The organism is Hydrogenophaga sp., assembly GCF_011390835.1.
Lineage (GTDB): Bacteria > Pseudomonadota > Gammaproteobacteria > Burkholderiales > Burkholderiaceae_C > Hydrogenophaga.
The window spans coordinates 20,204-32,603 of the sequence record NZ_JAABRQ010000033.1; the positions used below are offsets into that span (position 1 = coordinate 20,204).

9 protein-coding genes and 1 rRNA gene are annotated in these 12,400 nt (G+C 66.4%); 2 read left to right on the forward strand and 8 right to left on the reverse strand.

Annotated elements, in window-relative coordinates; translation table 11 throughout:
- Positions 1–44: 44 nt before the first annotated feature.
- The 6 genes from GPT34_RS15850 to GPT34_RS15875 are packed head-to-tail and all read right to left on the reverse strand — an operon-like array spanning position 45 to position 5,425.
- Entirely contained in the window at positions 45–1,016 is a 972-nt protein-coding gene (locus GPT34_RS15850) for a threonine dehydratase (protein ID WP_291014509.1), read from the reverse strand.
- Positions 1,017–1,026: 10 nt separating this feature from the next.
- Positions 1,027–1,710: a VOC family protein gene (locus GPT34_RS15855; protein WP_291014512.1), complete on the reverse strand. Its 684-nt coding sequence runs from the start codon at positions 1,708–1,710 to the stop codon at positions 1,027–1,029.
- Positions 1,707–2,609 (reverse strand): PhzF family phenazine biosynthesis protein, encoded by a 903-nt coding sequence (locus GPT34_RS15860; RefSeq protein ID WP_291014515.1) that lies wholly within the window; start codon positions 2,607–2,609, stop codon positions 1,707–1,709. The genes GPT34_RS15855 and GPT34_RS15860 overlap by 4 nt, the downstream gene beginning before the upstream one ends.
- The gene (locus GPT34_RS15865; RefSeq protein ID WP_291014517.1) at positions 2,606–3,802 is read right to left on the reverse strand and encodes a PLP-dependent aminotransferase family protein; all 1,197 of its coding nucleotides are present in this window, start codon (positions 3,800–3,802) and stop codon (positions 2,606–2,608) included. The genes GPT34_RS15860 and GPT34_RS15865 overlap by 4 nt, the downstream gene beginning before the upstream one ends.
- A gap of 31 nt (positions 3,803–3,833) precedes the next feature.
- The gene (locus GPT34_RS15870; protein ID WP_291014519.1) at positions 3,834–4,772 is read right to left on the reverse strand and encodes a DMT family transporter; all 939 of its coding nucleotides are present in this window, start codon (positions 4,770–4,772) and stop codon (positions 3,834–3,836) included.
- Entirely contained in the window at positions 4,769–5,425 is a 657-nt protein-coding gene (locus tag GPT34_RS15875) for a LysE family transporter (RefSeq protein WP_291014521.1), read from the reverse strand. Before GPT34_RS15875 ends, GPT34_RS15870 begins: the two co-directional genes overlap by 4 nt.
- Before the next feature lie 159 nt (positions 5,426–5,584).
- On the opposite strand from GPT34_RS15875, the gene GPT34_RS15880 reads away from it, so the two are divergent.
- Positions 5,585–7,048, forward strand: a complete 1,464-nt coding sequence (locus tag GPT34_RS15880; RefSeq protein ID WP_291014524.1) for a PLP-dependent aminotransferase family protein — start codon at positions 5,585–5,587, stop codon at positions 7,046–7,048.
- On the opposite strand, the gene GPT34_RS15885 is transcribed toward GPT34_RS15880, so the two are convergent.
- Entirely contained in the window at positions 7,020–9,074 is a 2,055-nt protein-coding gene (locus tag GPT34_RS15885; protein ID WP_291014526.1) for an ATP-binding protein, read from the reverse strand. The two genes, GPT34_RS15880 and GPT34_RS15885, sit on opposite strands and share 29 nt — an antisense overlap.
- 155 nt (positions 9,075–9,229) lie before the next feature.
- Positions 9,230–11,125 (reverse strand): ribosomal protection-like ABC-F family protein, encoded by a 1,896-nt coding sequence (abc-f, locus tag GPT34_RS15890; protein ID WP_291014528.1) that lies wholly within the window; start codon positions 11,123–11,125, stop codon positions 9,230–9,232.
- Positions 11,126–11,773: 648 nt separating this feature from the next.
- On the opposite strand from abc-f, the gene GPT34_RS15895 reads away from it, so the two are divergent.
- A 16S ribosomal RNA gene (locus GPT34_RS15895) occupies positions 11,774–12,400 on the forward strand; the annotation flags it as partial.

The window sequence follows — 12,400 nt, forward strand, 5'->3', positions numbered from 1 at the left end:
ACCGCGAAACCGGCTCCACCGGGCCGCCCCAGGGGGTCGCCAATTCAGGTCTGGTGAGGGGAGTTCAATACCCGCCCAAAGACTGCAGTGTCCACATTGCCGCCGCACAGCGTCGTGCCCACCGCCTGACCTTTGAGCTGCTCGCGTTGCTGCCAGGCGGCGGCGAAGCTGGCGGCGCCGGCGCCTTCGGCCACGTTGTGGGTATCGGCGAACAGTGCGCGCATGGACTGGGCTACTTCGGCGTCGCTCACCAGCACCACGCCGTCCAGGTGCTCGCGCAGCACCGCCAGCGCCTCGGCATCCGCCACGCGGCAGGCCATGCCATCGGCCAGCACCGTGCTCACCGGCGACTCGATCACACGCCCGGCTGCGATCGAGTCGGCGTACGTGGTGGCATGGGCGCTGACGACGCCAACGATGCGCGCTGGGTGGTTCAGCGCGAGCTTGGCCGCGATGGCCGAACAGGCGCCCGAACCCTGGCCGATGGGCACGTAGACCACGTCCAACGCGGGCACGGCCTTTAAGAACTCCCACCAATAGGTGCTCACGCCGCGCAGCAAATCGGCATGGTAGCTCGGCACCATGTGGGCGCCGCGTTCGACAGCCAGGCGCATGGCGTGTTCGCGGCTGGCCTGGAAATCGTCGCCATGCTCGATCAGCGTCGCACCCAGTGCGCGCATGGCTGCATTTTTCTCTACCGAGTTGCCGTCGGGCACGACGATGGTGCAGGCCAGCCCGTGCGCGCGGGCCGCCCAGGCCACGCTCTGCCCGTGGTTGCCGCGCGTGGCCGCCATCACCTCAAGAGGCAGCTGACCCCGCTGCTGCAGCTGATCAAAGTAGGTCAGTCCGCCGCGGATCTTGAACGCGCCCACCGGCGTGTGGTTTTCGTGCTTCACCCAGCACTCGGTGCCCAGGCGCTGGCTCAGCGTGGCCCAGCGGTATTGCGGTGTGGCGGCAAATTCGCGGTACACCACCTCGGCGGCGTGTTCAATATCGGTCAGGGTGGGCAAGGTCATGGGGTGGGCCTCAGGCAGGGGAGCGCAAGGTCACTGGGCCGAGCGGTGTGAGCAGATCGGCGCTCAACCTGGCCGGACCTGGCACAGGCTTCATGCCCGCCAGATCAATACCCGCCAGCGCCACGTCGAGCGCGGTGGCTTCTGGGTGCTGGAGCGTCAAGCGCTGCAGACTTAGGCCGCTGTCGGGCATGGATTGCGCGGGGTGGGTGGCGCCCCACTGGATCAAGGTGGGCAGACAGCCCTGGAACAGGCGCTGGCCGTCGTCGCGCACCGATATCTGCCACTGCAGCAGGCCTTGGGGTGTGGGGCGCGAAGCGGTGAGTACCGGTCCCCGATCTACGCCCAGGCGCTGCCAGGTGGTCAAGGCCGTGGCGAGCTGCGGCACGCTGACGACCCAGTGGATGAGCTGCGGGCCGCCAAGCTTGAGCGACACGCGCATCGCTTCGTCGTCCAGATCGAACCAGCGCCTGAGCGGCGCGGCGCGCGTGGGCGTGGCCGACGGGTGGATGGCGATGATTTCCAGGTAGGCGTTGGGCGAACCCGCTGCGCTCAGTTTCAGCAGCCGATTGTGCGTACCAAACAGCGCGTGTTCACCGCCTGGGCCGGGCACCACGCCCAGTGTGGCTTCGCACCATGCCACGCCCTCGGCCAACGTGGCTGCGGCGATCACCAGGTGGTCGAGCTGCGCGCTCACAGGGTCACCTGGCCGTCGATGCAGGTGACCGAGGCGCCGCCAACCCAGATCGTGCCGTCGCCGTCCTGCTCGATGTGTACTCGGCCGGCGCGCTGCAGCGCCGTGCCTTGCGCCGCCACGTAGGTGGTGGGCGCCAGCCCGGCGCCGATCAGCCATTGCGCCAACGCAGCGTTCAGGCTGCCGGTGACCGGGTCTTCTGCTATGCCGTTGTTGCCGGGGAAAAAAGCGCGCACCTCAAACTGGGTGTCCTGGCCCGCGTTCTGGCCGCCGACCACGCCGACCTTGCCACGCCGGCCAACCACGCCCACGTCCAGACCCGCGAGCAGCGCCGCGTCGGGCTTGAGCGCCAGCACCTGCTCGGCGCTGGCGAGCATCACGCCGCGCCAGTTGGGCCCGTTGTCGCACCAGCTGTGGGCCACGATGTCGCTGCGCCCTACGCCCAGGCCGCGTGCGATCAGCGTCAGGTCGGTTTCGTCCAGCGGGCCGCTTTGGATGAGGGGCGGTGCGGCAAACGCGAGTCTGGCCGAGTCGTGCCGAATCTTCACCAGGCCCACGCCACATTCCTGCACGATGTGTTTGTCACGTGGCACGCCGCCCGCTTCCAGCCAGGCGTGGCAGGTCCCCAGGGTGGGATGGCCTGCAAATGGCAACTCGCGGCCGGGGCAAAAAATGCGCACGCGGTAGTCGGCACCATCGGCCCAACCCGCCTCGGTCGGAGGCAGCACAAAGGTGCATTCCGACAGGTTGGTCCAGTTGGTGAAGTGCTGCATGGACTCGGTGGAGAGGCCTTCGCCGCTCAGCACGACCGCCAGCGGGTTGCCCCGGTAGGGCGTGGTGGTGAACACGTCAACCTGTTTGAAGGGCCTGCGTTGGGCGCGAGCCGGGATGGTCGCGTTCATGCTGCCTCCAGCTGAGTCATGTCGCGCACCGCCTGCGCCAGAGCCGCCACGCCGGCTTGAATCTGCGCCACGCTGGCCGTCACAAAACACAGACGCAGCGTGCGCGGATCGGCGTGGTCGGCGTAGAACGCCGTGCCGGGCACAAAGGCCACGCTGCGATCCACCGCCCGGGGCAATAAGGCCATGGCGTCCATGCCCGCAGGCAGCCGCACCCAGAGAAACATTCCGCCGTCGGGTGTGTTCCATGTCAGGCCCAGGCCCGTCATCTCGTGCTGCAGCGCGGCCAGCATGGCCTGGCACTGCGCCTTGTAGAGCGCGCGAATGCTGGGTACGTGCCGGTCCAGAAAGCCGTCTTTCAGCACCTCGGCCACCAGCCGCTGGTTGAAGCTGGGGCTGTGCAGGTCGGCGGCCTGTTTGGCTTGCAACAGTTTGGGCACGATGGACTTCGGTGCCACCAGATACCCCAGCCTCAGGCCGGGCGCGAGCACCTTGGAAAACGAGCCCAGGTAGATGCCGCCTTCGGGGTGGCGGGCCGTGAGTGGCAAGGGCGGTGGTTGGTCAAACCACAGGTCGCCATAGGGGTTGTCTTCCACCAGCGGCAGGCCCAGGTGGGCCGCCTGCGCCACCAGGTCAGCGCGGCGCGCTTCGCTCATGCTTCGACCGGTGGGGTTCTGGAAATTGGGCAAAAGGTAGAAGAAGCGGGCCGCGTCGGCCCCGCTGCCCGCCAGTTTCTTCATGTCCTGAAGGTCGGGGCCCTCTGCATCACTGGCCACACCCACCGGCTCGGGCTCCATGGGCGCAAAGGCTTGCAGCGCACCCAGGTAAGTGGGCGTTTCCACCAGCACTCGGCTGCCCGCATCGATCAGCACCTTGCCCACCAGATCCAGGCCTTGTTGGCTGCCGGTGGTAATGATCACCTGAGCCGGGTCCACCGGCCATGGCAATTGCGCTGCCACCCATTCGCGCAGTGGCGCGTAGCCCTCGCTGGCGGCGTACTGCAGCGCGCCCGGGCCATCGTCGCGCAGTACCCGGGCGCAGGCGTCGGCAAAGGCAGCCACCGGGAAGGTCTGGGGTGACGGCAGACCGCCCGCAAAGCTGATGATGCCGGGTCGTTCGGTGACTTTGAGGATCTCTCGAATCACCGAGGGGTTCATCTTGTGCGCGCGGCGCGCCAGGGTCCAGGCGGTGGTCATGGGGTCTCTCCGGGTTGTATCGATTGGCGTTTCAGGTTCGGTTCATGATGGGCAGCGTCGCCATGCGCCGGCCCATGAACACGGTGGCCACGACGGCCAGCGCAAAGCCCAGCGTCATCACGTCAAGCGACTCGCCCAGCAGCGGCACGGCCGCGGCGATGCTGATGAAGGGTTGAAGCAGCTGCATCTGGCTCACGCGCAGCGCGCCGCCCAGGGCCAGGCCCCGAAACCAGGCAAAAAACCCGGCCCACATCGAAAACACGCCGACATAGGCCAGGCCCAGCCAGGCGGTCAGCGCAATCGGCTGCTCTGGCCAGGTGAGCAGCGCACCGGGCACGGTCAGGGGCAGCGCCATTACGCACACCCAGCTGATCACGCGCTCGGCGCCCAGCGTGGGTGTGACCTTGGCGCCCGCCACATAACCCAGCGAGGCGGACGCCACCGCACCCAGCAGCAACAGGTCGGCATGGCTCGGGGCGTAACCATGGCCCAGCTGCTGCGCGCGCAGCAGGCTGTACACCGCCACCAGCGTGCTTCCCAGCGCCGCAAACAGCCAGAAACCCAGCCGCGCGCGCTGGTGTAACAGCCAGGCGGCCATAGCAGCGGTCACCAGCGGCAGCAGCGCGGTGATCACTGCGGCGTGGCTGGCCGTGACCTCGCGCAGCGCCCAGCCCAGCAGCAGCGGGTAGCCGATCACATTGCCCAGCAGCGACAGGGCCAGCGGCAGGCGCTGCGCCCGGGCCGGCAAGGGCGAACGCGTCACCAGCAGGTAAGCGATGGACAAGCCCCCGGCCAGCGCGGCCCGGGCCCAGGTGACGAACCACGGCGACAACTGGGGCGCGTCTGCGGTGCCCGTGGCTAACCGTGTCATGGGCAGGGTCAGCCCAAACACGAACACTCCCACAAAGCCCAGCCATAGGCCCAACGTGGCATTGCGCTCGTCTGCGGTCAGCGGCACGGCCTTGGTCATGCGGCCCCCCACGCGGCCGAACCGCCCAAGCCGCTCCACAGCATCCAGCCAGCGGTCACCAGTAAAGCGCTGGCCATGATGCGGTTGAACACCACCAGCCGACCACCGCTGGCCACCCCATTCACCGCCGGCCCGGCCAGCCAGTGCCGCAGCAGCGAGCCGACGGCGGCGTAGGTCAGGTTGCTGAAAAAGGCAAACGCCAGCATCACCGGCAGCACCTGCGCAAACCGCGCCAGCGCGTCGGGCCGCCCAGCCACCCAGCCCGCCACCAGCGAGAGCGCCAGCATCCAGGCCTTGATGTTGAGAAACTGCAAACCGATGCCTTGCACAAACGTGACCTGCAGGCGCGCAGGGTCCACCGTGCTCAGTTGGCGACGGCCCCAGAGCTGGCTCGCCAGCCAGGCCAGGTAGCTCACGCCGCCGAGCAAGATGGCGCTGCGCAGCAGCGGCTGCGCCACCACCAGCGCCCCCAGCCCACCGGCGCTCAGCGCAAACAGCAGGCCCCAGCCCACTGGCACCGCACACACGAAGTGCAGCGCGCGCCTCATGCCACCGTTGGCCGCCAGCGCCGCCGACAGGGTGGTGTTGGGCCCAGGCGTGAAGCTGCTGGCGGTGGCAAGCAGTAGCAGGGCGCTGAATTCGGCGGCGGTCATGGTGGCGCGGGCAGGTGGTGCCCGACGGGGTGGCGTTGCAAAAGCATGCTCCGCACTTTATCCTTGCTCGACCACACACAGACCATACAGATAGCCGTATCACGCTCAAAACTGTGTGGTCGATCGCTGCGGCACAGCCGCCTCTCTTTTTTTCTGCCCATGCTCGAAACCGCACCGACCGACCCCGCCCAAGCGCTGGGCGGGACCACCGCACCGCTCACCCGCGCCGGCTCGCTGACGCTGGCCGAACAGCTGGCCGAGCGTTTCGCCAGCCGCATCCGCGACCGCCTTTTGGTGCCGGGAGCCCGCCTGCCCAGCGTGCGGCAGTGCGCGGCGCAACAAGGCCTGAGCCCGTCCACTGTTGTGGCGGCCTACGACCAGCTGCTCGCTCAAGGTCTGGTCGAGGCGCGGCGCAACCGCGGGTTTTTTGTGCGTGAGCGAGCGCCGCTGCGCCAAGGGTCCGGGGCTGTCTTGCCGACCTCGGGCGCGCGCGTGGCCGCGCCAGTGAATGCCGAAGCCTTGATTCGCGGCATGTTTCACGCCCGTGGCGACCGGCCGCAACCCGGCATGGGCGTGTTTCCGCCGGACTGGCTGGAAACCGACTTCATGGCCTCTGCCGTGCGCCGCGTCACCGCGCCCAAGGTGTTGGCCGACAGCTCCCTGCGTTACGGCGAGCCCCTGGGCGACGCCCAGCTGCGCCGGGTGTTGGCCGATCGCCTGCAAGGCCTGGGCATGCCGGCCGACCCGGAGCGCATCATCACCACCGTGGGCGCCACCCATGCGCTCGACATCGTAAGCCGCACCCTACTCAAGCCCGGAGATTGCGTGATGGTGGAAGAGCCAGGCTGGGCGGTGGAATTTGCGCGCCTGCATGCGTTGGGCATGCGCATCCTGCCGGTGCCGCGTGGCCCGCTCGGCCCCGATCTGGCGGTGATGGCGCGCTACTGCAAGGTGCATGCGCCCAAGCTGTTCGTGAGCGTGAGCGTGTTGCACAACCCGACCGGCTACGGACTGTCTCCAGCCAGCGCACACCGCGTCTTGCAGATGGCGCAGACGCACAATTTTTTCGTGGTCGAGGACGATACCTACAGCCACCTCGCGCCCGAGCACGCCACCCGCATGAGCGTGCTCGATGGCTTGCAGCGCACGGTGTACGTCAGCGGTTTCGCCAAGATCCTGGCGCCCAACTGGCGCGTGGGCTACCTGGCCGCGCCGGCTGACCTGGTGGAGCGACTGCTCGACACCAAGCTGCTGAGCACCCTGACCACCCCCAGTCTGCTGGAGCGCGCGCTGGCCCACTGCATCGAGCAAGGCCAGCTGCGCCGCCACGCCGAGCGCATCCGTACTCGGCTCGATGGCGCGCGGGTGCGCAGCGTGAAGCTGGCCACCGCCGCCGATTGCCGCTTTGTGGCCGAGCCCTCGGGGCTGTTCGGCTGGGTCGATACTGGGGTGGAGACCGAGGCGCTGGCGCAGCGCCTGCTGGACGAGGGCTACCTGATCGCCCCCGGCGCGCTGTTCCACGCGGCGCGTGCGCCCAGCACGCTGATGCGCATCAACTTTGCCACCACCCAGGATGCGGCCTTCTGGCGCGTCTTCAGCCGGTTGGTGGCGGCTTCGCGCTGAGCAACAGGACGGCCAGTGCGGCGTCGATCTGCCGCGCTTCGGCTTGCAGCAACGGCAGCGCGCGGCCAAACAGCGTCCAGTCGCGCGCCAGCGCCGCCAGCTCCAGGCCTTTGGCCAGGCGCGCGCCACGTTCGGCCGTCATGCTGCCCAGCGAGCCCTTGAGCCCATGCGCGTGGGCAATGGCCAGCTCCGGATCGCGGGTCTGCAGCGCCTTGGCGAGTGCGCCGAGGCGATCGCCGAGATCGCTGCGCATGGCAGCCGCGAGCTGCAACAAGGTGGCTTCATCGCCGTCCAGGCGCCGCCGCAGTTTGTCGACATCGAGCGCGTCGGCTGCCGCCGGGCCGCGGGGCTCCGGCTCGGCTCGCGGGGGTGGCGCCAGCGCAGGCGCGCCCGGCACGCAAGTGACGCGGCGCAATGCCTCGTCCATCGCCCGCATCAAATCCTGCGGGTCCACCGGCTTGGGCGTGTAGCCACCCATGCCGGCGGCCAGGCAGGCTTCCCGATCGCCGTTCATGGCATTGGCCGTGACCGCGACGATGGGGGTGTGCGCCAGGCCCTGCTCGATTTCCAGGGTGCGGATGCGCTGGGTGGCTTGCAGGCCATTGGTACCGGGCATTTGCACGTCCATCAGCACCAGATCCACGCCGCCCTGGGCCCAGAGGCTCACCGCCTCTTCGCCATTGCGCGCGTTGCGCACGCTGCAGCCCAGCCGGCGCAGCAGCTGGTTCATCAGCAGTTCGTTGACCGGGTGGTCTTCGGCCACCAGCACCCGCAGCCCGGCAAAACGCTCGCCCGCCTGGGCGACGTCGTTGAGTTCCTGCGGCGCGCTGTGGGGGTTGACCTCATCCGCCGCGATCAGCGGCAGCGTGACCGTGAAGCAGCTGCCCTGGCCCAGCGCGCTGTTCAGGCTCAACGTCCCGCCCATGAGCCGCACCAGGCGCGCGCAGATCGCCAGCCCCAGCCCGCTGCCGCCGTAGCGTCGCGCGGTGGAGGCGTCGGCCTGAGTGAAGGCGTCAAACAGGGTGGCCTGCTGCTTGGCCGAAACGCCCACGCCGCTGTCCTGCACCTGCAGCTGCCATTTCCGTGCGCTGCCGGTCGGCTCCGGCGGCAACAGCGACGCACGGATGCTGACCTGACCCCCGCGCGGCGTGAACTTGAGCGCGTTGGACAGCAGGTTGGCGAGCACCTGGCGCAGCCGACCAGCGTCGCCTTGGGCCCGGAGCGGCAACTCGGGCGCGATCGTCAGTGTCCACACCATCGATTTGGCGCGCGCCTGCTCGGCGTACACCGCGCTGACTTCGGCCAGTGTGTCGTGCAGCGGGAAGTGCGCCTGCTCCAGCTGCATCTTGCCGGCTTCGATGCGAGAGAGATCGAGCACGTCGTTGAGCAGGGTGAGCAGGGCCTGCGACGAGCTGTCCATCAGGTCCAGCCAGCTCTTTTGTTCTTCATTGAGTGGCGACTCCATCAGCAGCCGTGTCAGTCCCATCAAGGCATTCAGCGGGGTGCGGACCTCGTGGCTGATGTTGGCCAGGAATTCGCTTTTGGCCCGGCTGGCCTGTTCGGCGAGCTCACGCGCCTGCGCACTCTCAGCCTCCGCCCGCTTGCGTTCACCGATATCAGCGTGGGTGCCCATGAGGCGCAGCGGTTTGCCTCGGTTGTTGCGCTCCGCAACCATGGCGTGGCTTTCGATCCAAAGCCAGCCCTGCGCGCCTCGGACGCGGAACTGCGCCACCGCCTGTCGTTGCTGGCCGCTGAGCAGACCGTGGGTGAGCGATCGCAGCGTGGATCGGTCGTCGGGGTGCACGCGCCTCATCAGGTCGTCGCTCTCCCAGTACCCGTCCATGGCCACATCGCCCAGCATTTCGCCCCAGCGCGCGGTGAGAAACACCTGGGTCGACGGCAGCTGCCAGTCCCACAAGGCCAGACCCGCCGCCTGCACCGCCAGCTCCAGCCGGTCGCGCGTCTCATCCAGGGCTTCCTCGGCCAGCAGCCGGCTGTTGGACTCGCGGTGCACCGAGCTGCGCAAGCGGTCCAGCTCGGCGTTCTGCCGGTCCAGCTCGGTCAGCAGCTGACGCGTGCGGACCTTCTCCTGCTGCAGCTCCTGCAGCGCGCGCTGGAAATCCTGGGCGAGGCGGGCACGGGTGGGCCGTTGAGGGCGGCGCCTGGCTGCGGGCTTGGGGCTCAGGCGCCGCCCAAGGCCTCAAGACGATCCAGGGACAGCAGCCATTCCCCTTCGATTTCGGCATGCCGGGCGCCCAGTTGAGCCGCCCGGGCTGGATCGCTGGCGTACAGGGCGCCGCCGCCCAGCGCCTTCTCGACCTCAGCTTGCTCGGTTTCCAGGGCAGCGATCTTGGCCGGAAGGGCCTCCAGCTCGCGCTGCTCCTTGTAGCTGAGCTTGCGCTTGGCGGGCGCGGCAGCGGGCGCCGTTTCGGCAGCGGGCGGTGGGCCGGCCGGCGCCGCAGCGACCGGTTCGCGCTCGCGCTGAAGGACCTGGGCTCGCGCTGATTGCGTCATCCAGTCCTGCACGTCGCCCACGTATTCGCGCCAGCGGCCGTCGCCCTCGTGCACGATGGTGCTGGTGACCACGTTGTCCAGAAAGCGCCGGTCGTGGCTGACCAGGAAGACCGTGCCGTCGTACTGCTGCAGCAGGTCTTCCAGCAGCTCCAGAGTGTCGATGTCCAGATCGTTGGTTGGCTCGTCGAGCACCAGGACGTTGGCCGGGCGCGCAAACAGGCGCGCCAGCAGCAGGCGGTTGCGCTCTCCGCCCGAAAGTGTGCGCACCGGGGCGTTGGCGCGGGCGGGTGAAAACAGGAAGTCGGCCAGGTAGCTCTTGACGTGGGTGCGCTTGTTGCCGATTTCGATCCACTCGCTGCCGGGGCTGATGAAGTCTTCCAGCGTGGCGTCAAGGTCGATCTGGTCGCGCATCTGGTCGAAATAGGCCACGCTCTGTTTGCTGCCCAGGCGCACGGTGCCGCTGTCGGGCGCGAGTTCACCCAGAATGATTTTGAGCAGCGTGGTTTTGCCCGCGCCATTGGGGCCAATCAGACCGATCTTGTCGCCGCGCAGGATGGTGCAGGTGAAATCACGGATCACGGTGCGCCGACCACCCTCGGTGAGCGGGAACGACTTGCTGACTTTTTCCAACTCCGCCACGATCTTGCCGCTGGCACCACCACTGGCTACCTCGAGCTTCACGTTGCCCAACGCGTCGCGCCGCTGCGCCCGCTGAGAGCGCAGGTTTTCCAGCCGCGTGATGCGCCCCTGAGCGCGGGTGCGCCGGGCTTCCACGCCCTTGCGAATCCACACCTCTTCCTGCGCCAGCAGCTTGTCGGCGCGAGCGTTGATCACGGCCTCCTGGGCTAGTTGCTCTTCTTTCAGCAGCTGATACTGAGCAAAGTTGCCGGGGTAGCTGAGCAGGCGCCCACGGTCCAACTCGACCATGCGGGTGGCCACGCGGTCGAGAAAAGCGCGATCGTGGCTGATGGTGACGATGCTGCCGGGGTAGTCGAGTAGCAGGTCCTCCAGCCAGGTGATGCTGTCCAGGTCCAGGTGGTTGGTGGGCTCATCTAGGAGCAACACATCGGGCTTGCTCACCAGCGCCTGGGCCAGGGCCACCCGTTTTTTGTTGCCGCCCGAGAGCGCACCGACCCGGTCTTCGCCATTCAGATGCAAACGTTGCAGGGTTTCCTCGACCCGTTGCTCCCAGTTCCAAGCGTCCAATGCTTCTATCCTGTTCTGCAGCGCATCGAGGTCCAGACCGTCTGCACCACTGAGGTACAGGTCGCGAGCTTCTCTGGCATCGGACAAACCGACGCTGGCGACCTCAAATACGGAGGCACCCAAATCCAGCAACGGTTCCTGAGGCACATAGGCCACCCTAAGTCCACCCTGAACCTGCACCAGGCCGTCGTCAGGCTTCTCCAGACCGGCCAGGATTTTGAGCATGGAGGACTTGCCCGTGCCGTTGCGGCCTATGAGCCCGACCCGCTCCTGTGCTTCAAGTGAAAAGTCAGTGTGGTCCAGCAGCGCCACGTGGCCAAAGGCCAGTTGTGCATCTTGTAAAGTAATGAGTGCCATGAATGCGGTCTAAATAGAACCCAAGATTATGGGTGGGGGAGCCTGAGGCCGTGCACAAGGCGAGGAGCCTTCGGGGGCAGTTCTGACGGCGTGTCCAGAGCCAGCTGCATTCAGGCGAACATTTCGACCGAAGCCCGGCAGGAACGCAACCCCTTCTGAGGGTCCCCCCAGCTACAGAGAGATCGGCGACATCTTGCGTCGAACCAGGCTGCAGGCTGCAGCGCACGAGCCACTGAGCAAGTTTGCCGATACCGTTGACCCCGCTCAAAAATCTGATGTATACTGCAAGGCTCCGCTGCTAAACGGCCTGTCACAAGGCTGGAATGGCAAGCGAGGCAAGAGGGGCAAGGCAGGTGACTGGCTGAGCTGGCGGCTAAAAAAGATCTGAAAAATCAGAAAATTTTTGACAAGGCTGCAAATACTGTGTCATAATCGTGGGCTTCGCTGATCGCAGTGGAGCAAAGAGTGGGAGGCAGTGATACTGCTTCCGATCTCACGGGTCATTAACAAAATACAGCCGATAAGCGTGGGCGTTTGAAGGCGATTGCGAAACGGTCTCGAAAGAGACCAAGTCGCAAGACTTTAAACGCTCATGAGAATAGAAGTGAAGTTCACTTCAATTCCGTTTTTATGAGTAAATTCAAGATCGAACTAAAGAGTTTGATCCTGGCTCAGATTGAACGCTGGCGGCATGCTTTACACATGCAAGTCGAACGGTAACAGGCCGCAAGGTGCTGACGAGTGGCGAACGGGTGAGTAATGCATCGGAACGTGCCCAGTCGTGGGGGATAACGCAGCGAAAGCTGTGCTAATACCGCATACGATCTATGGATGAAAGCGGGGGACCGTAAGGCCTCGCGCGATTGGAGCGGCCGATGTCAGATTAGGTAGTTGGTGGGGTAAAGGCTCACCAAGCCAACGATCTGTAGCTGGTCTGAGAGGACGACCAGCCACACTGGGACTGAGACACGGCCCAGACTCCTACGGGAGGCAGCAGTGGGGAATTTTGGACAATGGGCGCAAGCCTGATCCAGCAATGCCGCGTGCAGGAAGAAGGCCTTCGGGTTGTAAACTGCTTTTGTACGGAACGAAACGGTCTGGGTTAATACCCTGGGCTAATGACGGTACCGTAAGAATAAGCACCGGCTAACTACGTGCCAGCAGCCGCGGTAATACGTAGGGTGCAAGCGTTAATCGGAATTACTGGGCGTAAAGCGTGCGCAGGCGGTTTTGTAAGACAGGCGTGAAATCCCCGGGCTCAACCTGGGAATTGCG

Coding starts and splice junctions, on each gene's coding strand:
- GPT34_RS15850 (WP_291014509.1), bottom strand. CDS start 1,016: ATGACCTTGCCCACCCTGACCGATATTGAACACGCCGCCGAGGTGGTG.
- GPT34_RS15860 (WP_291014515.1), bottom strand. CDS start 2,609: ATGAACGCGACCATCCCGGCTCGCGCCCAACGCAGGCCCTTCAAACAG.
- GPT34_RS15865 (WP_291014517.1), bottom strand. CDS start 3,802: ATGACCACCGCCTGGACCCTGGCGCGCCGCGCGCACAAGATGAACCCC.
- GPT34_RS15870 (WP_291014519.1), bottom strand. CDS start 4,772: ATGACCAAGGCCGTGCCGCTGACCGCAGACGAGCGCAATGCCACGTTG.
- GPT34_RS15875 (WP_291014521.1), bottom strand. CDS start 5,425: ATGACCGCCGCCGAATTCAGCGCCCTGCTACTGCTTGCCACCGCCAGC.
- GPT34_RS15880 (WP_291014524.1), top strand. CDS start 5,585: ATGCTCGAAACCGCACCGACCGACCCCGCCCAAGCGCTGGGCGGGACC.
- abc-f (WP_291014528.1), bottom strand. CDS start 11,125: ATGGCACTCATTACTTTACAAGATGCACAACTGGCCTTTGGCCACGTG.